Raw genomic sequence first — 22,918 nt, 5'->3', positions numbered from 1 at the left:
CCTGCTAAAAACCCGGCTCCGGCCGGGTTTTTTGTTTGTGTAAAACGCTGAGGAGAAGGTATGCCAGAGTTGCCAGAGGTTGAGACCAGCCGCCGCGGTATCGAGCCGCATTTGGTCGGTGAAACCATTCTTCACGCCGTGGTGCGTAATTCACGTCTGCGATGGCCTGTTTCGCAGGAGATCCTGGCGCTAAGCGATCAGCCGGTGCTCAGCGTGCAGCGTCGGGCGAAATATCTGCTGCTGGAACTGCCGCATGGCTGGATTATTATCCACCTGGGCATGTCGGGCAGCCTGCGCGTGCTATCCGGGGAGCTGCCAGCAGCGAAGCATGACCATGTTGATTTGGTGATGGGCAACGGCAAAGTACTGCGTTACACCGACCCGCGCCGCTTTGGTGCCTGGCTCTGGAGCAGCGATCTGACGGGCAGTAGCGTGCTGGCACATCTTGGGCCTGAGCCGCTTAGCGACCAGTTTGACGGCGCTTACCTGTTTGATAAGTCACGTGGCAAACGGACGTTCATCAAGCAGTGGCTGATGGATAACAAAGTGGTGGTGGGCGTGGGCAACATTTACGCCAGTGAGTCACTGTTTACCGCCGGGATCCTTCCCGATCGTGCCGCAGGTAGTCTGTCGCAGGCTGAAGCGGAGCTGCTGGTCAACACCATTAAAGCGGTGCTGTTACGTTCAATTGAGCAGGGCGGTACTACGCTGCGTGACTTCTTACAGACCGACGGCAAGCCTGGCTATTTTGCCCAGCAGTTGCAGGTTTATGGCCGGGCCGGTGAACCCTGCCGGGCATGCGGTACGCCGATTATCAGCGGCAGGCACGGGCAGCGCAGCACCTACTGGTGCCCCAACTGCCAGCATTAAGCCAGTTTAGCCAGCAGTGCCTGATGCACGGGCGCGGGCAGAAAGGCGGAAACATCGCCGCTGTGACGCGCCACCTCTTTGACCAGCGAAGAGGAGATAAACGAGAAGCCTTCAGACGGCATCAGGAACACACTCTCCAGCGTTGGCAGCAGGTGACGATTCATCTGCGCCAGCTGCATTTCATATTCAAAGTCTGACACCGCACGCAAGCCACGGACCAGCACATTCGCCTGCTGGTCACGGGCGAAATTTGCCATCAGGTCGCTGAAGCCGATCACCTCAACGTTCGGCAGATGGGCCACCACCTGACCGGCCAGCGCCACGCGCTCATCCAGGCTGAACATCGGTTTTTTACTGGGGCTGGCAGCAATGGCCAGAATCACCTGATCAAACATCTGCGCTGCCCGCGTCACGATGTCGAGATGACCGAGCGTTACAGGATCAAACGTACCGGGATAGATGGCTTTAGTGGTCATACTCGCCCTTTTGCCGAAGCGTGATTCAGCGCCCAGAGGGCTGAATATTTATTGAAGGTATATTGCGCGTTGACCACCGCCAGAATCCAGCCCTGTTTGCCGTCGAGAAAACCGGCACGCAGCAGCAACGTTTTAACAAACGCGCCCAGCGTATGGCTGAACACAGAAAAGAGGCCGCAACGCTTACCGCGCTGGTGACGTTCCGTGGCCCAGGCTTCAGCATAGGCCAGTTGTTTGCGCTGAAAGGCGATTAAATCGCGGCAGGTCAGATGTTCCAGAGCGCCAGGCAACGCCACCACCGGTGCGCCGTCACTCTGCAGTGATTCATGCACCAGATTGTCATTGTAATGGAAGGTGCGTGGATAGAGACGCATCACGCGGTCGGGATACCAGCCACTGTGGCGCATAAAGCGGCCGAGAAACAGATTACTGCGGCCCAGGCTGTAAACCGTGTGGCTGGGTGGGGCGACCAGCACCTGCTCAATCGCGGCACGCAGTTCGGGTGAAACACGCTCATCTGCATCGATCATCAGAATCATGTCGCCGGTGGCATAGCCCTGTGCGCGCTGGCGCTGAATGCCATAGCCCTGCCAGTCATCACTTTTATAGACCTGCGCCCCAGCCTGCGTGGCGATCTCAACACTGTCGTCACTGCTGCCAGAATCCAGCACAATAATTTCGTCGGCCCAGCTGACTGAGGCCAGACAAGCCGGCAGCAGCTCCGCTTCATTTTTGGCGATCATCACCACAGAAAGACGCTGGCGTGCTGACATTAGTGGGCCCGTGGTGGCAGATGCGGTTCGAGTAACTGTAGCAGACGCTGAAGCGCACCCTGGTTCTGGTGCAGTACGTCTACCGCATGGCGTCCGTAATAACGGCGGTAATCATCATCCTGTAACAGGTTGGTGACCTCTTTTTCCAGTGAAATCACGTCGGTGACGGTGATCAGACCCTGGCCTTCCTGCAACTTGCTGCAGATATCTTTGAAGTTCCAGATGTGAGGCCCCATCAGCACCGGAAGGGCATGGGCCGCGGGTTCCAGCGGGTTGTGTCCGCCCCGCTCAACCAGGCTGCCGCCGACAAACGCCAGATCGGCGATGCCGTAAAGCAGCATAAGTTCACCCATTGAGTCGCCGATGACCACCTGCGTGGAACCCGAAGGGATCTCACCGCTGCTGCGCAGGATAAAGCTGAAGCCGCGTTCCTGCGTCAGTTCGCGCGCATCGTTAAAGCGTTCAGGATGGCGGGGAACCAGAATCAGCAGCAGATCCGGAAACGTCTGCAGCAGGCGACGATGGGTATCCAGCACGATGGCCTCTTCGCCTTCGTGCGTGCTGGTGGCAATCCACACCGGGCGACGCGGCGCCCACTGGCGACGCAGTGTTACCGCTCTGGCGGCCAGTTCTGGCGTCACGGAAATATCAAACTTCAGGCTGCCGGTAATCGCCAGCTGTGAACGTTTCAGGCCCAGACTCAGGAAGCGGTCGCCATCTTCCGTATTCTGTGCCGCAATCAGCGTGATGCTCTGCAACAGCTGGCGCATAAATTTACCCAGCTTGCGATAGCCTTTGGCGGAGCGGGCCGAGAGGCGGGCATTGGCGATCACCAGCGGAATGTTGCGCTGGTGCAGAATGCGGATAATGTTCGGCCACAGCTCCGTTTCCATGATGATCACCAGCCGTGGATTAACCGTATCCAGAAAACGATTAATTGAACCTGGCAGATCATAAGGCAGATAGACGTGGTGCACATCTTTGCCAAAAGCAGATTGCGCCCGCTCAGAACCGGTTGGCGTCATGGTGGTGACGGTAATCGGCAGGGTCGGGTAACGATGACGCAGTGCGCGCACCAGCGGAATCGCGGCCAGCGTTTCACCCACAGAGACCGAGTGCAGCACAATGCCGTCAGGCTTCACTTTGCCGACACAATAGCCATAGCGTTCTGCCCAGCGTTTGCGATAGGCAGGCGCTTTACGACCGCGCAGCCACAGGCGCAGCCAGATCAGTGGCTGAATGAAGTAGAGCAATGCGGTGTAAATGGTCGTCATAGTTACCGTTACAGCAGGTTCGCGTCTAAAAACAGATTAAAATGAGATGGCGGCATGGTATCAGAAACCCTGCATGCACTCATCCCACATTGTCAGTTGCTACTCACTACCTGCTGATAAAGCGAAGTCAGCGCCTGCGCCAGCCGTTGTGGACCATAAGGCTCAATTTTTCGCCGTGCCGCGTCACCCATTTGTGAATCGACGGAAAGTGCCGGTATGGCGTTAATTGCATCATTTAAGCCATTGATATCCAGGGCATCACAGACGAAGCCTTCCTGACCAGCAGTAATAAATTCCGCGCCACCGCAACCGGTGCTGGTAATTACCGGTAAGCCGCAGGCCATCGCCTCCAGCACCACATTCGGAAAGGGATCATAGAGCGTGGGCAGCAACAGGCCATCCGCCGCGTGATAGAACGGCTGCACATTCTGCTGTACGCCGACAAAGCGCAGGCGGTCCAGGCAGTGAAGCTGGTTTGCCAGCTGCTGATAACGTTGTAATTGTTTATCCTGGCCCACTACAATCAGATAACGATCGCTGGCAGCCAGCGCCTGTATCGCCGCTTTCAGTCCTTTGCGCTCAAAGCCGGAGCCGACATAAATCAGTACGGTCGCTGCATCGGGCAGTGACAGCTGCTGACGGGTGGCGCGACGGGCAGCTTCCGTAGCGGGCTGGAAACGACTGGCGTCGATAGCGTTATGAATGACATGGATTTTTCCGGCGTCGAGCGAAAAGCAACGCAGGATATCGCGCTTTACCATCTCTGAATTACAGATCACCGCTTTCAGCGTCGGAGAGTTGAACATCTCCGCTTCCGCCTGCAGAACATAGCGGTGATAAGGACTGAGTGCAGCACTCAGCCGTTGCCAGGATGAGACGATGCGGGCGCGCTGTTCCAGCCACACGCGATGCACGCCATCACCCGCACGGAAAATGTCACAGCCCGCAATGCGCTCATGGCTTTGTACAATATCAAACTTTTCGCGCTCCCAGCAGGCGCGTGCTGCCCGGGCAAAACCGCGCTCACGGGAGACCCGGCCTAGCTTTGCCGGATTACAGATATGCAGATGCCAGTCTGGGTTGGGCGTGCCCTGCCAGCTGCGGGTAATGATGTTGAGATCGAGCTTTTCGCTGCCCAGCGCCTCCAGCGCGCGTGAGATAAAACGTTCAGCACCGCCATCCGGACGATATTTCTGCCGGACAATCGCCAGCCGTAACTTACTCATTCAGGTAGCTCCTCGCTGCCGCGACCACATCCTTTACCGGAATGGCCGAGAGATAACGCTGGTCAGTTTTGGTGTCGATGGAATCGGGTGAGGGCAGCGGGCCATAATCGCCCGCCCAGATAACATGATTGTTGTCACCCCAGGGCCGCCAGTGCTGCAACTTGGTCGGGCCAAACAGTGCAATGCAGGGCGTTTCAAGCGCAGCAGCCATATGCATCGGCGCAGAGTCGACGCCAATAAACAGACGGGCATGATCGATCAATGCCGCCAGCTGCGGCAGCGTGAACTGACCCGCCAGCGAAACCACATCCTTTGATACACAGCGCGCGCGAATGCGGTTAATCATCGCCAGCTCCTGCTTGTCCGGCCCGGCGGTCAGCACCACTTTGCGGCCCGGTTGCGCCAGCTGATCAAGTGTGGCCGCAACGCTCTCCTCTTCCCAGCATTTGAAGCCCCAGCGTGAGGTCGGCTGCACCACAATATAGGGCGCAGTGACATGATGTTCCGCCAGTCGGGCCAGCACAATTTGCTGGTCAGCATCGCTGTAGTGCATTGATACGCGAGCGCCTTCGCTGCTGATGCCGAGGGGCGCCAGCGCCGACATATTCTGCTCAACGGTATGCAGTTTGCTGTGATTGTGTGTGGGGACCAGGCAGTTGTGACACCATCGCCACAGCACGTTATCGCGTTTTTTATAGGCAAAACCGATGCGAACGGGTGCCGCAGAGAGACGGGTAATCTGAGCAGCGCGCCACTGATCGGCCAGATTGATCACCAGATCATACTGGGCGTCGCGCACGGCGCGAATTAATGCACGCTCATGGCCCAGCTTGCGCCAGGTGCCTTCCTGCTTCCATTTGCGATCGATGACGTGCAAATGGCGGATGGCCGGATGCGCCTCCAGCATCGGACGCGTCTCCTTATAGAGCAACACGTCGATGCTGGCCTGCGGATAACGCTCATGAAGCGCATTGATGGCGGGCGTTGTGAGCAGCATGTCACCATGATGGCGCAGCTTAATCAGTAATATATTTTTTGGAGAGAAGTTTGCTGGAATCAGGCTGGCCATAAACAAGAGTTCTCAGAATTCAGTGAACCGATTGTAGGGCAAACCCTTTTTAGGATAAAGCCAGCCTCAAAGGTTATTTATCACGCCAGCGATAGAGCCGGGCAAGCCACAACAGCAACTGATACCACTGCTTAATTCCCCGGGCATTACGTAACATGCGCAGGTGTGTACCGGTCGTGAACAGATCGGCAATGATTGCCTGGCGTGCGCGGGCATCAGGCTCACGCCTCACACTGTGACAAACGCTGAGCGCTTCATGGGTCACCTGATAGTGAAACGACGGGTAGATTTTCACGCGGTCACGATAGCGATTGTTAAGCTCTTCCAGCAGCCGCGCAATCTTCAGGTAGTGACGCTGATATTCCACGTTGCGCTCGCCGGTCCGTTTGCGGTTGCTGATGGAGGCGTCGTGCATATAGTAGCGATAGAGCACGGCGTCGGTATAACGTACGCGTTTCGCCAGCAGCATAAATTCGGTGGTCCAGGGAATATCCTGATGATGCAGGCCGGGTTCAAACTGCAACTGATGCTGCTCAATCAATGCCCGGCGGTAGATGCCCAGCCAGACCACGTGCATATAACGACGGGTTTTCAACGCGGTATTGAGCCAGTCGGCACCGCTCAGCACCGGCGTACTGCGCAAACGGTCCAGCGGAATCAGCGGTTTTACCCGCTGGCTGTGTTTGAAAAACCACTCGGCGTTGCACTGTGCCGCATCCAGATTGTCCGCTTCTGCCATCGTCACCAGCGTCTGATACATCTCGGGCTGCATGGTGTCATCTGCATCCGGGAAGGTGACATATTTCCCACGGGCTATCGCCAGACCGGCGTTACGGGCGCGCGACACGCCGCCATTTTCCTGATGAATCACACGAATATGAGCGTGCTGCTGTGCATACAGGTCAGCGCGCTCACCTGAGCCGTCGGTGGAACCGTCATCGACAATGATGATCTCCAGAGCGGTCAGCGTCTGCGCCAGCAGTGACTGCATGAACTCGTCAAACATGCTGCCCGCATTGAACATCGGCGTAATGATACTCAGCAAAGGAGAAGTACTCATCACACTATCTTCACCCGCGTTGAACTCACTGCGAAAGGGCGTTGCCTCGTCATAAATCATTTCCAAATCAGCAGAATGGAATCAGGAAGTTCACGATTATAAGACGGTGTAGCTTTCCTGCTTTACTAAAAACCACGCCCGACAATAATAATGCGCTATATGCGCTTTTTTTACGCAAAGTCGCTTTACAGGTAAACAGATTATTATGCCGGTGTTCATTCAGCGTCTTTTTTATAAGATATCGTGGTAAGCAGCAGGCGGGATAAATGACGGGAAAGTCAGGCGCTGAAATAACCGCGCCTGCATCAATCTGATAAACCTGAGAGCACTACTGCTCGCTCTGCTTAAAAAACTTGAGACTGACATACTTCATCATCCAGCTCATGCTTTCAGCATACTGTTTCTGATGCCACTTTATACGGGCGAAGCGCTTCATCTCTTTATAATGTCTGGGCGTATCAAGTGGTTGTGAAGCCCAGGGCGAGCGCTGGTAATAGCTATAATATAGCTGGGCAAGATCGCTGCCGGCCCAGGCATGCCAGGGTTTGCATTTACCGGTGTAGTGAATCATCACGGTGTCCGCTGAAACGGCAGTATGATCCCAGACTTTATTGGCGATGATGTCGTAAATCTGGTTATAGCGGTCCGGCAGGATCAGAGTCTCATCCTCCAGCACGATATTTAGCGCATCCTGATCGGGAAAACCAAACTCTGCGCCCCGCGTCACCAGCACGTCGGTAATGCGCGCCGTAGTCTGCCTTTCGAGCCAGCGCGGAATATTGATCAGCATAAAACCGGAGTTGAAATAGTGATGATGCTTCAGCCCCAGCCTTGCGCACTGGTTCTGCCGCGCACGTGGTGTGTCGTTACAGGCCGCCAGCGTGTAATCCGTGATGTCCAGAGTAAACAGAGGAGAGTAGTCGCCCACTACAAGCGTATCAGCATCAATATAGATCACCCGATCGCTGTAGCTCGCCACAGTTTCAGGGATCAGGAAGCGGTAGTGGATGCTTTTAGGATAGCGACCCACAGCAGGCAACTGATCAACCCAGGCACTGTTAAAAATATGCAACGTAATCGCCAGACGGTGGCCTGTGGCCAGCAAGCGCAGTTTTTGCACATCTCCATCACGCAGGGAATCGGAGAAAATATGGGCGTGGAACGCGGTATCAGGATGATGATGGAGAAGTGAAAACAGCGTAATGCCCAGGCCACGCGCGTAGGCGTGGTTGATGCCAAACGCAACGTGAACCGGATTATCATCCGTGTCAGCAAGCGTGTTGACCAGCAGCTGACTTTGCTGAACGGCATCAGCAAGAGGGGTAATTGCCATTACGCTTCACTATTCCAGATTATGAGTAATAAACGTTTGTATTCTAGTCAGTTTATCATGATCCAGCCCGAATAATTTTTCAGCGGGCTGATCAAACTTAAAACGGGTAGCAAAAACGAACGTCGAGGCCGCAATATTATCGGGTCCGATAAACAACACGTTATTGACCGGACGCTGCTCCCTGACTTCACACGGCCCGTAAAGCATGATCACCGGAATCTGCTGGGCATCAGCAATATACGCATTGCCAGAATCAGAGGCGATATAGAAATCCATCTGCGCAATGGCCCAGGGAACCTCTTCCAGTTTCAGCTCACCAATCAGGCTGACAATATTCTCTTTGGGGCCGGTCAGGCTCAGTAACTCATCCAGCCAAGGCTGCTCAGCCGGTGGGCCAAAGACATAAAAGGTGCAGGGCAGCTCAGCCAGCGACGCCATCAGCTGCTGCCAGATGCTGGCAGGAATGGTTTTGGCCCGATTACCGGCAGAAATACTGATACCTATTTTAATGCCGCTGCGCGGATTACGCAGCGCGGCGGGCGGCTCAGCCGGCTGCAAGAGCGGCGAGGTCGCATGTTTGGGAAAGTCGGTATAGCGGTAGTCACGGTTAATCAGCTTCAGATAACTGTCGAGCGTTAAATCCGTTTTGCTATGGTCGACAATGCCGCTGGCGCTGCGATAGAAGGTTGCATGGTAAGACTTACGCACATAGGTGCGCAGAAACTGCTTGTTCGGTGCGTTACATAACGCGGCGAAAAACAGGTTCACGCTGTTGGGCTGCACCAGATAAACGTTGTCATAACGGTTCATCAGCGTGAACGCGAGCTTCAGTTTGGCAAAAAAGCTGCGTTTAGCATCTTCAATCAGAAAGTAACGGCTGACCGTGTCATCGTAACGCACCAGCGGCTCGACCGCCTTGCTGATCAGCAGTTCAGACTGGCCCAGGGCGCGCAGCATCGGGGTGATATTGATGAAATCACCAATCTTTGCCGTCTGAATGATTAAGCTGCGTCCGGTTGGACGGTAAAACAGCCGCATTACCGTCCGCAAAGGCACCAGCAGCAGATAGATCAGCACATAGTTCATGGCGTATTTTCCCTGATAACGGCCTGAAGTTTTTCTGCCACCGCGTCAGCAGTCAGCTCCGCCAGATTATGATTCGGGGCGCTCAGTGCCTGTTGGTTCTGCCCATAACCACCAATCAAACCAGGATCGGTCGGGCCATACAGCGTGAGGTTGGGACGATCCAGTGCCGCCGTCAGGTGACTTAATCCGGTATCGACCGAGACCACCGCCCGTGCGCCCGCCAGCTGTTGGGCTATCGCTTCCAGCGTCAGCTTAGGCAGCACCTCAACATGCTCAAAGCCTTCAGCAAGACGCAAGGCGCGTTGATGCTCATGTTCTGCACCCCAGGGCAATTTCACCCGCAGCCCGCTGGGCTGCACCAGCTCAATCAGCTGACGCCAGTGGGATTCCGGCCAGTGCTTGTTGTCACGTGTCGTGGCATGCAGAAAGACCAGATAATGATGTGCGTCAGCGGACAGATGATGCAGAAAGTGTCCGGCAATCGCGTAGTCACCCTGACTTTGCGGCTTTTCATAGCCCAGGCTTTTGGCGAACAGTTCACGCGTTCGCTCAACCGCGTGTTGTCGCTTACTGACTTCATGGCGGACGTCATACCACCAGCTGGCAAACGGCTCACGCGCGCTACGGCTGTCCTGCCCGTGCTTTACCCCTTTCGATAAGCGGGTAACCAGCGCGGCACTTTTGATTAGCCCCTGCGCATCAATGACGACATCGTACTCACGCGACTGTAACGCGCGCTTAAACAGCACACGCTCTTCACGCTGCTGACTGCCAAACCAGTGTTTGCGCCAGCGGCGGATTGCGACCGGTAACACCTTATCGACCGCAGGATGCCAGCCAGGGATCTGCGCGAAGTTCTCTTCCACCACCCAGTCGAAACGGATGCCGGGGATAGCATGCATCGCATCGGTCAGTGCCGGCAGTGAATGCAGTACATCGCCCATTGAAGAGGTTTTAACAATCAGGACGTGCATGGCACCTCCTGTGGTGCGAGCAGTTCGCTCAGCGTCTGATGTACGCGCTCAGGCTGAATATCGATCAGGCTCTGGTGATAGCCCTGGTCGGCATCGCCTTTACGCACTTTGTGATAGCCGGTAATCAGGCGAATAATACGCGCCTGTTTTGCAAGCGGCGGCGTAAAGTCAGGGCTGCTCGGCCCATAGAGCGCCACCAGCGGACGGTCCAGCGCCGCAGCAATATGCATCAGGCCGGAATCGTTACTGACCACGGCCCGGCATTGCGCCAGCAGAATCACTGCCTGCTCCAGCTGGGTTTCACCGGCCAAATTACGGCAGTGGCCGCGTGCATCTTCTGGCAGCGCAGCGATAATCTCGTCGCCGGTCGGGCGATCTTTGGCGGAGCCAAACAGCACAATCTGGAAGCCTTCAGCAATCAACTGACGGGCCAGCGTGGCGTAGTGATAGTGCGGCCAGCGTTTGGCCGGACCAAATTCGGCACCCGGACAAAAACCGATGATCGGACGGGTTGCCGCCAGCTGAAACTGTGCGGCGGTTTCAATCTTTTCCTGCTCTTCAACCTGCAGCTTTGGCCACAACAGCGGCTGTGGCAGCTGCGCTGCCGAGGCAACCGGTGTGTCGTAGCCCAGCGCAATGTAGCGCTCAACCATGAGTGGAAACGCGGTTTTATCCAGCACCCGCAAATCGTTCAGCAGGCCATAGCGCATTTCACCGCGCCAGCCGACGCGGCGTTTTATTCCGGCAAAGAAGGGGACCAGCGCCGACTTAAAGGAGTTAGGCAGCACATAAGCACGGTCGTAGTGACTGGCGCGCAGCACTTTCCCCAGCCGGCGACGCTCACCAATCTCCAGTGCGCCATGCCCGAGCGGCATCGCCAGCGCCTGATTCACCTCCGGCATGCGTGACAGCAACGGACGGCACCATGCCGGTGCCATCACATCAATCACTGCATCCGGATGTTCGGCCTTGAGTGTGCGATAGAGACTTTGCGACATCATCATATCGCCGACCCACGACGGGCCGATTACCAGAATTTTCATCGCCGGAGCAGCTTCCTTTATGCGTTGCGGTTCAGCCAGACCATATATTCAGCGACGCCCTGCGCCACCGTTTTAAAGGGCTTGTCGTAACCGGCAGCACGCAATTTAGTGAGATCGGCCTGGGTATAAGCCTGATAGCGTCCTTTGAGTTTTTCCGGGAACGGGATGTACTCGATCTGACCTTTCTGGTGGAACTTCAGTACCGCATCAGCCACTTCCTGGAAGGATTCGGCGCGGCCTGTACCACAGTTATAAATTCCGGAGACGCCATTTTCCCAGCACCACAGATTCACTTCTGCCACATCATCAACGTGGATGAAATCACGTTTAAAGCCATCGCTGCCTTCAAACAGTTTTGGATTTTCATCGTTGCTGATCTGCGTGTTCAGATGGAAGGCAACACTGGCCATGCTGCCTTTATGGCCTTCGCGCGGGCCGTAGACGTTGAAATAGCGGAAGCCGCACACCGGCGAGTTCGCTTCCGGCAGCATCTGACGGACGTAGTGGTCGAACAGCATCTTGGAGTAGCCATAGACATTCAGCGGCTGTTCATACTGCCGCTCTTCGATGAAATTCTCGTTGCGTCCACCGTAAGTGGCTGCGGAAGAGGCGTAAAGGAACGGGATCTCGCGCTCAAGGCAGAAGTGCAGCAGCTCTTTGGAATACTGATAGTTGTTCTCCATCATGTACTTGCCATCCCACTCAGTGGTGGAGGAGCAGGCGCCCTGATGGAAGACCGCTTCGATCGGGCCTAAATCATCGCCCGCGATCACGCTCATCAGGAACTCTTCTTTGTCCATGTAATCGACAATATCCAGGTCGACTAAATTGGCAAACTTGGTGCCATCCTTCAGATTATCCACCACCAGAATGTCGGTGTGACCGCGATCGTTCAGCGCTTTGACGATGTTGCTGCCAATCATTCCTGCGCCGCCAGTTACGATAATCATGTTGTTACCTTCAACGTTGTGGGGTGAAACAGGAGGTTTCACACACGAATACCTCACATCATAACATTTCATCAGGGTGCAGACAGCCAGATGACTCTGTAACGCGTTATGCGTACATCGTCGTGGCGTGAACTATGCTGCAAAAATGACATTCTGTTGGGCGATTTATCGTGAAGAAGCGGCCTGTTCAGTAAGATATGCCAGATTTTTGCCATCTGAGGAGAGCAATGATGCCTGCGCAATTTTATCAACAACTTCGTCAGCAACTTGATGATGCACGTCAGGAAGGACTGTTTAAACAGGAGCGGATCATCACCTCTGCTCAGCAGACGGAGATCGCGGTTGGCAGCGATCCGGCAGTGATTAACTTCTGCGCCAATAACTACTTAGGTTTAGCGAACCATGCGGCGCTGATTCAGGCGGCGAAAGAGGGGATGGATTCGCATGGTTTCGGCATGGCGTCGGTGCGCTTTATCTGCGGCACGCAGGACAGCCATAAGCAGCTGGAAAAGCGGCTGGCAGCGTTTCTCGGGATGGAGGATGCCATTCTCTACTCCTCCTGCTTCGACGCCAACGGCGGTCTGTTCGAAACCCTGCTTGATGCGCAGGATGCGGTGATCTCGGATGCGCTGAATCATGCCTCCATTATCGACGGCGTCCGGCTGTGCAAAGCGCAGCGTTATCGCTATGCCAATAATGACATGGCAGAGCTGCGGATCTGTCTGCAGGAAGCACGCGATAAAGGTGCCCGTCATATCCTGATCGCCACCGATGGCGTCTTCTCAATGGATGGGGTGATTGCAAATCTGCCCGCCATCTGCGATCTGGCCGATGAATTCTCCGCGCTGGTGATGGTAGATGATTCCCATGCGGTGGGTTTTGTCGGGAACGCTGGACGCGGCACCCATGAATATTGCGACGTCATGGGCCGGGTCGACATCATTACCGGCACGCTAGGGAAAGCACTCGGCGGCGCGTCCGGTGGATACACCGCAGCAAAGGCCGAAGTGGTGGAGTGGCTGCGTCAGCGTTCCCGTCCCTATCTGTTCTCTAACTCGCTGGCGCCGGCCATTGTGGCCGCCTCGCTGCGGGTGCTGGATCTGCTCAGTGAAGGTGACGGACTGCGTCAGCGTCTGTGGGACAACGCCCGTTACTTTCGCGAGCAGATGACGGCGGCAGGCTTTACGCTGGCGGGGGCCGATCACGCCATTATCCCGGTGATGCTGGGTGAAGCCAGTGTTGCCCAGGAGTTTGCCCGCCTGCTGCAACAGGAAGGCATCTACGTGACCGGTTTCTTCTATCCGGTGGTGCCAAAAGGTCAGGCACGCATCCGCACCCAGATCTCTGCGGCGCACACCCAGCAACAGCTGGAGCGTGCGGTGGCGGCCTTTACCCGCATCGGCAAACAACTGGGCGTCGTCGCCTGAGGAGTCCGTCATGAAAGCACTCGCCAAACTGAAGAAGGAAGCGGGCATCTGGATGGTGACCGATGCCCCGGTTCCTGAGCCAGGGCATAACGATCTGCTGATTAAGATCCGTAAAACCGCCATCTGCGGCACCGATGTTCATATCTACAACTGGGATGACTGGTCGCGCAAAACCATTCCGGTGCCGATGATTGTCGGGCATGAGTATGTAGGTGAAGTGGTCGCGATTGGACAGGAAGTGAAAGGCTTTACGATTGGAGATCGGGTTTCGGGCGAGGGGCACATTACCTGTGGACACTGTCGCAACTGCCGCGCCGGACGCACTCATTTATGCCGTAACACGATGGGTGTGGGCGTTAACCGTCAGGGCTGCTTTGCGGAGTATTTGGTCATCCCCGCCTTTAATGCATTTAAAATTCCCGACAATATTTCCGATGAACTGGCGGCAATCTTTGATCCGTTCGGCAACGCAGTGCACACCGCGCTCTCGTTCGACCTGGTCGGCGAGGATGTCCTGATCTCGGGTGCAGGTCCAATCGGCATCATGGCCGCTGCAGTCTGTCGCCACGTCGGCGCACGCAATGTGGTGATCACGGACATCAATGAGTATCGCCTGGCACTGGCGCGGAAAATGGGCGTCACACGTGCGGTCAATGTGGCGAATGAAGATCTGCGGGACGTGATGCACTCGCTGGGGATGACGGAAGGATTTGATGTCGGACTGGAGATGTCGGGCGCGCCTCCTGCCTTCCGTTCACTGCTGGAGGTGATGAATCACGGTGGGCGGATCGCACTGCTGGGTATCCCGCCGGGTGAAATGGCGATCGACTGGAATCAGGTGATCTTCAAGGGGCTTTTTATCAAAGGCATTTATGGCCGTGAGATGTTTGAAACCTGGTACAAAATGGCGGCGCTGATTCAGTCCGGTCTCGATTTAACGCCGGTCATTACGCATCGCTACGGTATCGACGATTTCCAGCAGGGCTTTGATGAGATGCGTTCAGGACGCTCGGGGAAAGTGATACTAAGCTGGGATTAAAACAACGGCCGCTGGCACGGCGGCCGCAGGATTAGCTTTGCTTCTTCTCTTCGTCGGTCAGGTAGCGCACTTTGCGCGTGTAGTCCTGGCCTTTGAAGTTCAGCGGCTGCTGCGGGTCAGCAAGGTATTTTTGCCATTCCGACAGCGGAAAGCCGCCATGCGCGCCAACCACTTCCGGCGGGATGACTGCTGACTGACCACCGATTTTCTTGGAGACCGGCCAGTTAGCCCATTCGCCCAGATTGACGGTTTTAATATCCAGCATATCCAGCAACACCGCGAGCGGCAGCTGATCGGTCGGCGGCTGGCTGTCGTTCATTAAATTCCAGGTGTCATTAAACAGCGTCAGCCACAGTGGCGAAATACGCTGCCAGACTTCACGGGTGGCAGCCAGGTAAGCGCCATTCACGTGGTCCACCAGATAAGGCCGGATACTGTGCGGATAGTAGGCGGGAATCGCCTCTTGCGGCGCACCGTCCAGCTTGGCAATCATTTTCCCCTGACGGAAGCTGGAATAGAGATGGTCCGGCTTCATCATGATCTGCGGCATCTTAAGCAGATTGAGGTCGGAATCGATCATCAGAATACCGTCGCCTTCTGCCTGCAAGGGCGCCTGCAATTTGATCAAACGACTGCGATAGATCTGCTTATAGCGATAACTCTCTTCCCGGTGCGGCACATCCAGCGTCGCCACGCGGGTTTTAGCGGGCAGGTTACCAAAGGCGTGCGCTGGCTGATCGCTGACAATCACGACCTCTTTTGCCTCCGTCGCGAAACGTGCCGCAAAATCGGCACTTAGCAAAGCCTCTTCAATATAGTCCGCGCCGGTGCAGGGGATCACGACAGACGTGACCGGCACAGTGCCCTGAACCTCTTTTTGCGAATAAGGCAGGTTATGGCGCGCTCTGATATGGCGGTAACGGGGATTTAAAAAATTAAGCATGAGGTTTCTTTTTGGCGACGCTTTGCAGAATATTCTCGACGCCGCTGATATAGGTTTCAATGGCGTACTGTTCACGTACGCGTTTCGCTGCCGCATTGATCAGGCGTTGACGCAAATCCGCATCCTGCCATAGTGCGGTCAGGTGCTGGGTCAGTTGTACCACGTTGCCATAATCAAACAGCAGCCCGGTTTCGTCATGACTGATCAATTCGGCAGTGCCGACCACACGGGAGCCCACAACGGCGGTATTTACCAGCATCGCCTCCAGCACAACCCGGGGTAAGCCTTCACTGCGTGAGGCCAGAATAAACGCATCAAAAGCCGTGAGGTAATCGAGAGCATTGTTCTGAAAGCCCGTAAAAACCACGTGATGCTGGATGTTCTCTGCAGTCGCAAGTTGCAGCAGATGCTGAAGTTCCGGACCTGCGCCGACAATCACCATCCGCCAGTCTGCATCGGGATTGGCGCGTTTAAAACGGCCCAGCGCCTGCAGGATATGGTGATTAGATTTGCGCAATATCAGAGAGCCGATAGTGCCAAATACGAAGGTCGAAGGGGAGAGTTTGAAACGCTGGCGGACTTCAAGGCGGTCGGGCAGAGTCTGGTGAACGTCGATGGCATTACTGACGGTAAAACAGCGTTCCGCATCGATACCATGGCGACGCAGGGTGTTATTGACGCCCTGAGATACGGCAATCACAGCCTGGCAATCTTGATTCACCATGCTGACCAGCCGCGGTTCCAGAACCGGATCGATACGGCAGTGTTGAACCACCGCAACGTCAAGGCTGCGCGCGGCCAGATAACCTTCCACATTAGTACTGGGCTGGTTATTCATATAGAGCGTGTCGAAGTTACCCAACTGCAGCAGGGAATTAATTTTGCTGGCATTAGGCATAATTCGCCAGCGCGTATCAATCTCGTCGATAACACGCTTCTTAAGCTTTTTGTTGAAAAACAGCAGCGCCCGCACGGCTTCTTTAACAAGTTTTGCCCAGCGTGGCTGTTTGATTTGCGGAATAAAAAAGACCGGAATGGCCAGCGCATTCAGCGTGGCCTCAATCGTTTCGTCGTTACCACGGCTGTAGTTGTGGTAGAAGCAGCAGGTGATATCAAATTTTTGACGATCGATACGTTTCAGCAGCTCCAGCATACTGTTGGTGCCGCCGCCCCACTCTCTGCCGTTATCCAGCAGCAGGATTTTTTGTTTATTTATCGTCATCCCTATCACTGTTTCCGCACAGCCCGTTATTGTCCGACCCTGGATTATAGTAATTTCTGCGTATAAATGAACGCTAAGCCTGAGACTTAGCATTCATAGCAAATCAGAAGAGATTTTTTAGCGTGGTAAACAGTGGGCTGTGATTCACACTTTCAGCGATTACCGCTAAGGCTCGGGTCGCCGGAACCGGTGCCAGTGGCTGTTTCGCTTTACACAAGCCGGCAGGTTGGAAGCGTGGTGGCACCGGTTTTGCCGGAGCGGCAGGCGTCGGTGAGCCGCTTCGCAGTGATTCGTTCAGCAGCTGGCTGGGGCGAACCAGCGTAATGTCGGCTGGCAGCGTGGGTAACATCTGCTGCAGCACCCGAACGGTAGTCGGATGGGGATGGCCAATGGCAATCGCATAACCGTCGCGCTGCGCCAGCTTCACCGCCCGGCTGAACTGCTGGCGAATGGCGTTAATATCCTGGCTGTCATCAAGGAATACCCGGCGTTTTAACACCTTGACCTGGGTACCCTGCGCGGCAGGTATCGCCTGACTGTTAGCGATGGTCATGCTATCCAGGAAGTAGAGATTGTAGTGGTTCAGCGCCTGCATCACTTTCTGCATGCCGGGCAGGCTTGAGGTCATCCTGCTGCCCATATGGTTGTTCAGACCGACGGCATAAGGCACGTTGTTAACCGCATTACGCATGATGCGGGTAACCTCTTCACTGCTCATCTCCGGCGTTAAGGTATCTTTTTCCAGCGGCTGTTTGCTGAGCGGCGCCATCGGCAGATGGATCAGGACTTCATGACCACTCTGATGTGCTTTAGTCGCCATCTCATGCGCATGGGGTGCGTTGGGCAAGACCGCCACTGAAATGGCCTGCGGCATCTGCAGGACTTTGTTCTCTTCGGCAGGGCGATAGCCGACATCATCGATGACAATGGCCAGTTTGCCCGCCTGTGCAGCATAGCTGAACAGTAAGGCGCTCAACAGAACGGAGATTTTTCGACGTTGCAGCAAAACTTATTTTCCTAACCACGGGAGTGGATTGACGGCCTGTCCCTGACGTCGGATTTCAAAATAGAGCGACGGGGTACCGCGGCCACCACTGGTGCCCACCAGTGCGATAGGCTGTCCTGCCTTCACCTGCGTACCCACGCTCACCAGCGCACTTTGGTTGTAGCCATACAGGCTCATATCACCTTTACCGTGCTCCAGCACCACCACCAGACCGTAGCCCTGCAACCAGTCGGCCATCAGCACACGACCATCGGCAATCGCTTTCACCTCGGTGCCTTCCCGCGCATCAATCACCAGTCCTTTCCAGCGCAGTTCACCCTGCAGCTGTTCACCAAAGCGATGTTCAATGCGTCCGCGCACCGGCCACAACGCCTGTCCGCCCGCGCGCCCCAGTCCACCCGTGCGGGCTACCAGTTCACGTTCGCTCTGAGTCGGCTGATAGCTGGAGCCTTTGGCTTTCGCCTGCGCCTGACGCTGACGCACTTTTTCCGCCTCGCGCGCTTCACGAGCTGCGCGCTCGCGCGCCTCACGTTCCGCCCGGGCGATCTTATCCTGCAGACGGCTTTCGTTCTGGCGCATCTCGACCAGATCGGCCTGATCTTTTTCCAGCGCGCTTTCCAGTGACGTCAGGGTCTTTTTACGCGCGTCGCTCGCCTGTTGCAGCTTCTGCTGCTGCCCCTGCTGCTGCGCTAATAACTCTTTCTGCTGCTGCTGCTTCTGCTCCAGCGAGGCGCGTTGCTGGTCTAAATCCTGTCGCGTCTTTTGCAGCGATTCGATACTTTTCTGGCGGGCAGCGTTCAGATAGCCGAAATAGGCCAGAATACGCTCACTGCGCTGGCTCTCTTCACCGCCCATCAGAAGCTGCACGCCGCTGTGCTGACCCTGACGAAATGCCGCATCAAGTTGCTCAGAAAGCAGGTTTTCCTGGCGGGTTTGCTGTTTTTCAAGCCGGGCGATGGAGGTGGCGAGTTGTTTCATCTCATCATTCAGGGCAGTGAGACTATTGCGGGTATCTCGCAGCTGACGACTTGCCTGAGCAATGATCTTTTCCTGGCTCTGCAACTGATCCAGCAGTTTGCTGCGCTGCAATTTCTGCGCTTTAACGCTTTTCTCTTTTGCAGCAATGTTTTGCTGAATGGATTGCAACTGAGATTTACTGTCTTCTGCACTGTGAACAACGGCAGGCAACAACAGTGCTCCCGCACAAAGCAGACTAAGGGAGAGGCTGGACAGGTGTGTGAACAACGGCAGGTTATCGCCGTTGGGACGGGTCCTTGTGTGCGAAACGGTTGTTTTTCCCTTCATAGGCCAATGATTATTCCACGATGAACCGCCGCTTACCAGTGCTGCCAGCGGGCATTTGCTTTTCCAGTTATGTCCACTTTCGCCATGACATGGATTAACCCTTACGCCATTTTTGCCTTTCAGCCACTTTTTTTGGAAAATGGAGCACAAATCGATACTCTGGCCGCATAGCATCTGTACATGCGAAGTGGCGCAGGTATACTCAGAACCCTTGTTTTAGCTTATTAGCCCGGTCTGGAGTCGTTACCCCTCATGCAAGAAATTATGCAGTTTGCAAGCAATCACCCCATCCTGAGTCTGGCATGGGTCGTTTTACTCGTTATGGTGATTGTGACTACCGTTAAAGGAATGTTCTCTAAGGTAAAAACGATCAGCCGCGGTGAAGCCACCCGCCTGATTAATAAAGAGGACGCGGTAGTAGTAGACGTGCGTTCGCGCGACGATTTCCGCAGGGGGCATATTTCAGGTGCGCTGAATGTGGCAGCCGCTGAGATTAAAAAAGGCAACCTCGACGAACTGGCAAAGCATAAAGCGCAGCCCATAATTGTGGTGTGTGCAACCGGACAAAGCGCAGGCGATTCTGCTGCACATCTAAGCGCGGCAGGCTTTGAGCAGGTTTCAGTGCTGAAAGAGGGTATCAGTGGCTGGAGCGGCGAAAATCTGCCGTTAGTTCGCGGTAAATAATCTTACAGAGGTGCTGATCATGGCAAATGTTGAAATGTATACCAAGGCCACCTGTCCTTACTGCCATCGTGCGAAGGCGCTGTTAACGCAAAAAGGCGTCTCGTTTCAGGAAATCCCCATTGATGGCGATATGGCGAAGCGCGAAGAGATGATCAAGCGTAGCGGTCGTACCACCGTGCCTCAGATTTTTATTGATGCGCAGCACATTGGCGGCTGCGATGACTTATTCGCACTCGATAATCGCGAAGGTTTAGATCCCTTACTGCAGGCGTAATTTTACGCCGGACAACCTCATATATAGGATTTGGTCACATGTCAGAACACAACACCAACGAAATGCAGTTCCAGATTCAGCGCGTATTCACTAAAGATATCTCCTTTGAAGCGCCAAATGCCCCGCAGGTTTTCCAGAAAGAGTGGGAACCGGACGTTAAGCTGGACCTGGATACTGCATCTTCTCAGCTGGCTGACGAAGTTTACGAAGTGGTACTTCGTGTGACTGTAACCGCAACTGTGGGCGAAGAGACCGCTTTCCTGTGTGAAGTTCAGCAGGCCGGTATTTTCACCATCAGCGGTATCGAAGGAACGCAGATGGCACATTGCCTGGGCGCATACTGCCCGAACATTCTGTTCCCATACGCACGCGAATGCATTACCAGCCTGGTATCCCGTGGTACCTTCCCGCAGCTGAACCTGGCACCGGTTAACTTTGATGCGCTGTTCATGAACTACCTGCAGCAGCAACAAGGTGAAGAAGGTGCTGAACCACATCAGGATGCCTGATGACAACTCACGCTTCGATTAGCGTCATCGGTGCCGGTTCCTACGGCACCGCTTTGGCGATTACGCTGGCCCGTAACGGCCACCCGGTGCTGTTGTGGGGACATAACCCGGCGCATCTGGCGCAACTTCAGACTGACCGCTGCAACACTGCTTTCCTGCCCGATGTCCCGTTCCCCGATAACCTCTCCCTTGAGCCTGATCTGACCAAAACCATTGCCGCCAGCCGCGATTTATTAATCGTGGTGCCGAGTCATGTGTTTGGCGATGTGCTGCAGCAGATTAAACCTCATCTGCGGCCAGACTCGCGTATTGTCTGGGCGACCAAAGGGCTGGAAAAAGAGACGGGCCGTCTGTTGCAGGACGTGGCACGTGAAATCGTAGGCGATGCCATTCCGCTGGCCGTGATCTCCGGGCCGACCTTTGCGAAAGAGCTGGCGGCAGGATTACCGACGGCCATCGCGCTGGCCGCCACGGATGCGCAGTTTGCTGACGACCTGCAGCAGAAGCTGCACTGCGGTAAAAGCTTCCGCGTTTATAACAACCCTGATTTCATCGGCGTACAGCTGGGCGGCGCGGTAAAAAACGTGATTGCTATCGGTGCCGGGATGTCCGACGGGATTGGTTTTGGCGCCAATGCCCGTACTGCACTGATCACCCGTGGTCTGGCTGAAATGAGCCGGCTGGGCGCAGCGCTGGGTGCCGATCCCACCACCTTTATGGGTATGGCGGGTCTGGGCGATCTGGTGCTGACCTGTACCGATAATCAGTCGCGAAATCGTCGTTTTGGCATGATGCTGGGCCAGGGTGAGGATGTAGATAGCGCGCAACGCATTATCGGACAAGTTGTAGAAGGGTACAGAAACACCAAAGAAGTCAAAGCATTGGCTGCACGTTTTGGTGTGGAAATGCCGATCACCGAGCAGATTTATCAGGTGTTGTATTGCGAAAAACCGGCGAGAGATGCAGCATTGAGCCTGCTGGGACGAACAAGGAAGGACGAAAACAGCATCAGCTAACGCAGGACGCGTAGCATCATCACCTGCAGCGCCATTCAGGCGCTTTTTTTATCGGGAGAAAGCAGCAATGTCGTCTGATGAGTTAGAACTGGTCTGGAATAATATCAAAGCAGAAGCGCGCGCCCTGGCTGATTGTGAGCCGATGCTGGCCAGCTTCTTCCACGCGACATTGCTCAAGCATGAAAATCTCGGTAGTGCACTGAGTTACATGCTGGCCAACAAGCTGGCAAACCCGATTATGCCTGCTATCGCCATTCGTGAAATCGTTGAAGAAGCCTACCGTGAAGATCCGTCAATGATACTGTCAGCGGCTTACGATATTCAGGCGGTACGTCAGCGCGACCCGGCGGTCGATAAATACTCCACGCCGCTGCTCTATCTCAAAGGGTTCCATGCGCTTCAGGCCTACCGCATTGGTCACTGGCTGTGGAATGAAGGCCGACGCGCGCTGGCGGTTTATCTGCAGAATGAAATTTCCGTCTCCTTTGCTGTCGATATTCATCCCGCTGCGAATATAGGCCACGGCATCATGCTCGACCATGCCACCGGCATTGTGATTGGTGAAACCGCCGTGGTTGAGAATGATGTCTCGATCCTGCAATCGGTGACGCTGGGCGGTACTGGCAAAACCAGTGGCGACCGCCATCCGAAAATCCGCGAAGGGGTGATGATTGGTGCCGGTGCGAAAGTGCTGGGCAACATTGAAGTCGGCAGGGGAGCAAAAATCGGCGCGGGTTCTGTGGTGTTACAGCCTGTACCACCACATACCACGGCAGCAGGCGTACCCGCGCGTATCGTCGGCAAGCCAGGCAGTGAAAAGCCGTCAATGGATATGGATCAGCACTTCAATGGCAGCCTGGCCGGTTTTCAGTTTGGCGACGGCATCTAGTCTTTAATCAGTGCGCCCGCGTAATCCAGCTGGCGCCACGCTTCATAGACCACCACCGACACGGCATTCGATAAATTCATGCTGCGGCTCTCCGCTCTCATCGGGATGCGGATTTTCTGCTGCGCCGGTAATGCCGCCAGAATTTCCGCTGGCAGTCCACGGCTCTCAGGTCCAAACAGCAGATAATCGCCCGCCTGATACGCGACGGCACTGTGTGCAGGCGTCCCTTTGGTCGTCAGCGCAAACAGACGTTCAGGCGACTCCGCGGCGATAAACGCCTGATAGTCAGCATGGAATTTTATGGCCGTGAATTCGTGGTAATCCAGTCCGGCGCGACGTAAACGCTTGTCATCCCACGCGAAGCCGAGCGGCTGAATCAAATGAAGCTGGAAGCCCGTATTGGCGCACAGGCGAATGATATTGCCGGTATTTGGCGGAATTTCTGGTTCAAACAAGACAATGTTAAGCAT

At 55.2% G+C, this 22,918-nt stretch carries 24 protein-coding genes; 8 read left to right on the top strand and 16 right to left on the bottom strand.

Annotated elements, in window-relative coordinates; translation table 11 throughout:
* The first annotated feature begins 60 nt into the window (after positions 1–60).
* Positions 61–870: a bifunctional DNA-formamidopyrimidine glycosylase/DNA-(apurinic or apyrimidinic site) lyase gene (gene mutM / locus FA92_RS17465; protein ID WP_033784309.1), complete on the top strand. Its 810-nt coding sequence runs from the start codon at positions 61–63 to the stop codon at positions 868–870.
* Here mutM and coaD read toward each other — a convergent pair.
* The 11 genes from coaD to rfaD form a co-directional block, all read right to left on the bottom strand.
* The gene (gene coaD / locus FA92_RS17460; protein ID WP_033784308.1) at positions 867–1,346 is read right to left on the bottom strand and encodes a pantetheine-phosphate adenylyltransferase; all 480 of its coding nucleotides are present in this window, start codon (positions 1,344–1,346) and stop codon (positions 867–869) included. The genes mutM and coaD overlap by 4 nt on opposite strands.
* Positions 1,343–2,119 (bottom strand): glycosyltransferase family 2 protein, encoded by a 777-nt coding sequence (locus tag FA92_RS17455; protein WP_033784307.1) that lies wholly within the window; start codon positions 2,117–2,119, stop codon positions 1,343–1,345. Before FA92_RS17455 ends, coaD begins: the two co-directional genes overlap by 4 nt.
* Entirely contained in the window at positions 2,119–3,393 is a 1,275-nt protein-coding gene (gene waaA / locus FA92_RS17450; RefSeq protein ID WP_013359504.1) for a lipid IV(A) 3-deoxy-D-manno-octulosonic acid transferase, read from the bottom strand. Before waaA ends, FA92_RS17455 begins: the two co-directional genes overlap by 1 nt.
* 92 nt (positions 3,394–3,485) lie before the next feature.
* Complete coding sequence (locus FA92_RS17445) at positions 3,486–4,619, bottom strand: glycosyltransferase family 4 protein (RefSeq protein ID WP_033784306.1); 1,134 nt, start codon at positions 4,617–4,619, stop codon at positions 3,486–3,488.
* Positions 4,612–5,688, bottom strand: a complete 1,077-nt coding sequence (gene rfaQ, locus FA92_RS17440) for a putative lipopolysaccharide heptosyltransferase III (RefSeq protein WP_033784305.1) — start codon at positions 5,686–5,688, stop codon at positions 4,612–4,614. Before rfaQ ends, FA92_RS17445 begins: the two co-directional genes overlap by 8 nt.
* Positions 5,689–5,761: 73 nt before the next feature.
* Positions 5,762–6,808, bottom strand: coding sequence for a glycosyltransferase (locus tag FA92_RS17435; protein ID WP_033784304.1), 1,047 nt, complete (start codon positions 6,806–6,808; stop codon positions 5,762–5,764).
* A 268-nt stretch (positions 6,809–7,076) separates the two neighbouring features.
* The gene (locus FA92_RS17430; protein ID WP_033784302.1) at positions 7,077–8,081 is read right to left on the bottom strand and encodes a glycosyltransferase; all 1,005 of its coding nucleotides are present in this window, start codon (positions 8,079–8,081) and stop codon (positions 7,077–7,079) included.
* A gap of 9 nt (positions 8,082–8,090) precedes the next feature.
* On the bottom strand, positions 8,091–9,167 hold the full coding sequence (locus tag FA92_RS17425) for a glycosyltransferase family 9 protein (protein ID WP_033784301.1): 1,077 nt from the start codon (positions 9,165–9,167) through the stop codon (positions 8,091–8,093).
* Positions 9,164–10,141 (bottom strand): lipopolysaccharide heptosyltransferase RfaC, encoded by a 978-nt coding sequence (gene rfaC / locus FA92_RS17420; RefSeq protein WP_033784300.1) that lies wholly within the window; start codon positions 10,139–10,141, stop codon positions 9,164–9,166. Before rfaC ends, FA92_RS17425 begins: the two co-directional genes overlap by 4 nt.
* Positions 10,129–11,184: an ADP-heptose--LPS heptosyltransferase RfaF gene (rfaF, locus tag FA92_RS17415; RefSeq protein WP_033784299.1), complete on the bottom strand. Its 1,056-nt coding sequence runs from the start codon at positions 11,182–11,184 to the stop codon at positions 10,129–10,131. The genes rfaC and rfaF overlap by 13 nt, the downstream gene beginning before the upstream one ends.
* 17 nt (positions 11,185–11,201) lie before the next feature.
* Positions 11,202–12,134: an ADP-glyceromanno-heptose 6-epimerase gene (gene rfaD, locus FA92_RS17410; RefSeq protein WP_033734492.1), complete on the bottom strand. Its 933-nt coding sequence runs from the start codon at positions 12,132–12,134 to the stop codon at positions 11,202–11,204.
* A 230-nt stretch (positions 12,135–12,364) separates the two neighbouring features.
* Here rfaD and FA92_RS17405 point away from each other — a divergent pair, with 230 nt between their 5' ends.
* The gene (locus FA92_RS17405; protein ID WP_033784298.1) at positions 12,365–13,561 is read left to right on the top strand and encodes a glycine C-acetyltransferase; all 1,197 of its coding nucleotides are present in this window, start codon (positions 12,365–12,367) and stop codon (positions 13,559–13,561) included.
* Between the two features lie 10 nt (positions 13,562–13,571).
* Positions 13,572–14,600 carry an L-threonine 3-dehydrogenase gene (gene tdh / locus FA92_RS17400; RefSeq protein ID WP_013359493.1) on the top strand — a complete coding sequence of 343 codons (1,029 nt, stop codon included), beginning with the start codon at positions 13,572–13,574 and terminating at the stop codon, positions 14,598–14,600.
* Positions 14,601–14,631: 31 nt separating this feature from the next.
* Here the strand turns inward: tdh and FA92_RS17395 are convergent, their stop codons facing one another.
* The 4 genes from FA92_RS17395 to envC form a co-directional block, all read right to left on the bottom strand.
* Positions 14,632–15,543, bottom strand: coding sequence for a hypothetical protein (locus FA92_RS17395; protein WP_033784297.1), 912 nt, complete (start codon positions 15,541–15,543; stop codon positions 14,632–14,634).
* Complete coding sequence (locus tag FA92_RS17390; protein ID WP_013359491.1) at positions 15,536–16,765, bottom strand: glycosyltransferase; 1,230 nt, start codon at positions 16,763–16,765, stop codon at positions 15,536–15,538. The genes FA92_RS17395 and FA92_RS17390 overlap by 8 nt, the downstream gene beginning before the upstream one ends.
* A gap of 103 nt (positions 16,766–16,868) precedes the next feature.
* Complete coding sequence (locus FA92_RS17385) at positions 16,869–17,771, bottom strand: divergent polysaccharide deacetylase family protein (RefSeq protein ID WP_013359490.1); 903 nt, start codon at positions 17,769–17,771, stop codon at positions 16,869–16,871.
* A gap of 3 nt (positions 17,772–17,774) precedes the next feature.
* Positions 17,775–19,076 carry a murein hydrolase activator EnvC gene (envC, locus tag FA92_RS17380; protein WP_033784296.1) on the bottom strand — a complete coding sequence of 434 codons (1,302 nt, stop codon included), beginning with the start codon at positions 19,074–19,076 and terminating at the stop codon, positions 17,775–17,777.
* Between the two features lie 252 nt (positions 19,077–19,328).
* Between envC and FA92_RS17375 the strand changes: the two genes are divergently transcribed.
* From FA92_RS17375 to cysE, 5 genes are all read left to right on the top strand, one after another.
* Positions 19,329–19,760: a rhodanese-like domain-containing protein gene (locus tag FA92_RS17375; protein ID WP_013359488.1), complete on the top strand. Its 432-nt coding sequence runs from the start codon at positions 19,329–19,331 to the stop codon at positions 19,758–19,760.
* Between the two features lie 19 nt (positions 19,761–19,779).
* On the top strand, positions 19,780–20,034 hold the full coding sequence (grxC, locus tag FA92_RS17370; RefSeq protein ID WP_008926942.1) for a glutaredoxin 3: 255 nt from the start codon (positions 19,780–19,782) through the stop codon (positions 20,032–20,034).
* Positions 20,035–20,072: 38 nt separating this feature from the next.
* Complete coding sequence (secB, locus tag FA92_RS17365) at positions 20,073–20,543, top strand: protein-export chaperone SecB (protein ID WP_010258229.1); 471 nt, start codon at positions 20,073–20,075, stop codon at positions 20,541–20,543.
* Entirely contained in the window at positions 20,543–21,559 is a 1,017-nt protein-coding gene (gpsA, locus tag FA92_RS17360; RefSeq protein ID WP_197061506.1) for an NAD(P)H-dependent glycerol-3-phosphate dehydrogenase, read from the top strand. The genes secB and gpsA overlap by 1 nt, the downstream gene beginning before the upstream one ends.
* Positions 21,560–21,626: 67 nt before the next feature.
* Positions 21,627–22,448, top strand: a complete 822-nt coding sequence (cysE, locus tag FA92_RS17355) for a serine O-acetyltransferase (protein WP_013359486.1) — start codon at positions 21,627–21,629, stop codon at positions 22,446–22,448.
* Here cysE and trmL read toward each other — a convergent pair.
* A complete protein-coding gene (trmL, locus tag FA92_RS17350; RefSeq protein WP_013359485.1) occupies positions 22,445–22,918 on the bottom strand; it encodes a tRNA (uridine(34)/cytosine(34)/5-carboxymethylaminomethyluridine(34)-2'-O)-methyltransferase TrmL in 474 nt (157 codons plus the stop codon). The two genes, cysE and trmL, sit on opposite strands and share 4 nt — an antisense overlap.

This window comes from Pantoea sp. 9140 (assembly GCF_000745295.1).
Classification (GTDB): domain Bacteria; phylum Pseudomonadota; class Gammaproteobacteria; order Enterobacterales; family Enterobacteriaceae; genus Pantoea; species Pantoea vagans.
This window is presented reverse-complemented; position numbering and strand designations above follow the sequence as displayed.

Coding starts and splice junctions, on each gene's coding strand:
- mutM (WP_033784309.1), top strand. CDS start 61: ATGCCAGAGTTGCCAGAGGTTGAGACCAGCCGCCGCGGTATCGAGCCG.
- coaD (WP_033784308.1), bottom strand. CDS start 1,346: ATGACCACTAAAGCCATCTATCCCGGTACGTTTGATCCTGTAACGCTC.
- FA92_RS17455 (WP_033784307.1), bottom strand. CDS start 2,119: ATGTCAGCACGCCAGCGTCTTTCTGTGGTGATGATCGCCAAAAATGAA.
- waaA (WP_013359504.1), bottom strand. CDS start 3,393: ATGACGACCATTTACACCGCATTGCTCTACTTCATTCAGCCACTGATC.
- FA92_RS17445 (WP_033784306.1), bottom strand. CDS start 4,619: ATGAGTAAGTTACGGCTGGCGATTGTCCGGCAGAAATATCGTCCGGAT.
- rfaQ (WP_033784305.1), bottom strand. CDS start 5,688: ATGGCCAGCCTGATTCCAGCAAACTTCTCTCCAAAAAATATATTACTG.
- FA92_RS17435 (WP_033784304.1), bottom strand. CDS start 6,808: ATGATTTATGACGAGGCAACGCCCTTTCGCAGTGAGTTCAACGCGGGT.
- FA92_RS17430 (WP_033784302.1), bottom strand. CDS start 8,081: ATGGCAATTACCCCTCTTGCTGATGCCGTTCAGCAAAGTCAGCTGCTG.
- FA92_RS17425 (WP_033784301.1), bottom strand. CDS start 9,167: ATGAACTATGTGCTGATCTATCTGCTGCTGGTGCCTTTGCGGACGGTA.
- rfaC (WP_033784300.1), bottom strand. CDS start 10,141: ATGCACGTCCTGATTGTTAAAACCTCTTCAATGGGCGATGTACTGCAT.
- rfaF (WP_033784299.1), bottom strand. CDS start 11,184: ATGAAAATTCTGGTAATCGGCCCGTCGTGGGTCGGCGATATGATGATG.
- rfaD (WP_033734492.1), bottom strand. CDS start 12,134: ATGATTATCGTAACTGGCGGCGCAGGAATGATTGGCAGCAACATCGTC.
- FA92_RS17405 (WP_033784298.1), top strand. CDS start 12,365: ATGCCTGCGCAATTTTATCAACAACTTCGTCAGCAACTTGATGATGCA.
- tdh (WP_013359493.1), top strand. CDS start 13,572: ATGAAAGCACTCGCCAAACTGAAGAAGGAAGCGGGCATCTGGATGGTG.
- FA92_RS17395 (WP_033784297.1), bottom strand. CDS start 15,543: ATGCTTAATTTTTTAAATCCCCGTTACCGCCATATCAGAGCGCGCCAT.
- FA92_RS17390 (WP_013359491.1), bottom strand. CDS start 16,765: ATGACGATAAATAAACAAAAAATCCTGCTGCTGGATAACGGCAGAGAG.
- envC (WP_033784296.1), bottom strand. CDS start 19,076: ATGAAGGGAAAAACAACCGTTTCGCACACAAGGACCCGTCCCAACGGC.
- FA92_RS17375 (WP_013359488.1), top strand. CDS start 19,329: ATGCAAGAAATTATGCAGTTTGCAAGCAATCACCCCATCCTGAGTCTG.
- grxC (WP_008926942.1), top strand. CDS start 19,780: ATGGCAAATGTTGAAATGTATACCAAGGCCACCTGTCCTTACTGCCAT.
- secB (WP_010258229.1), top strand. CDS start 20,073: ATGTCAGAACACAACACCAACGAAATGCAGTTCCAGATTCAGCGCGTA.
- gpsA (WP_197061506.1), top strand. CDS start 20,543: ATGACAACTCACGCTTCGATTAGCGTCATCGGTGCCGGTTCCTACGGC.
- cysE (WP_013359486.1), top strand. CDS start 21,627: ATGTCGTCTGATGAGTTAGAACTGGTCTGGAATAATATCAAAGCAGAA.
- trmL (WP_013359485.1), bottom strand. CDS start 22,918: ATGCTTAACATTGTCTTGTTTGAACCAGAAATTCCGCCAAATACCGGC.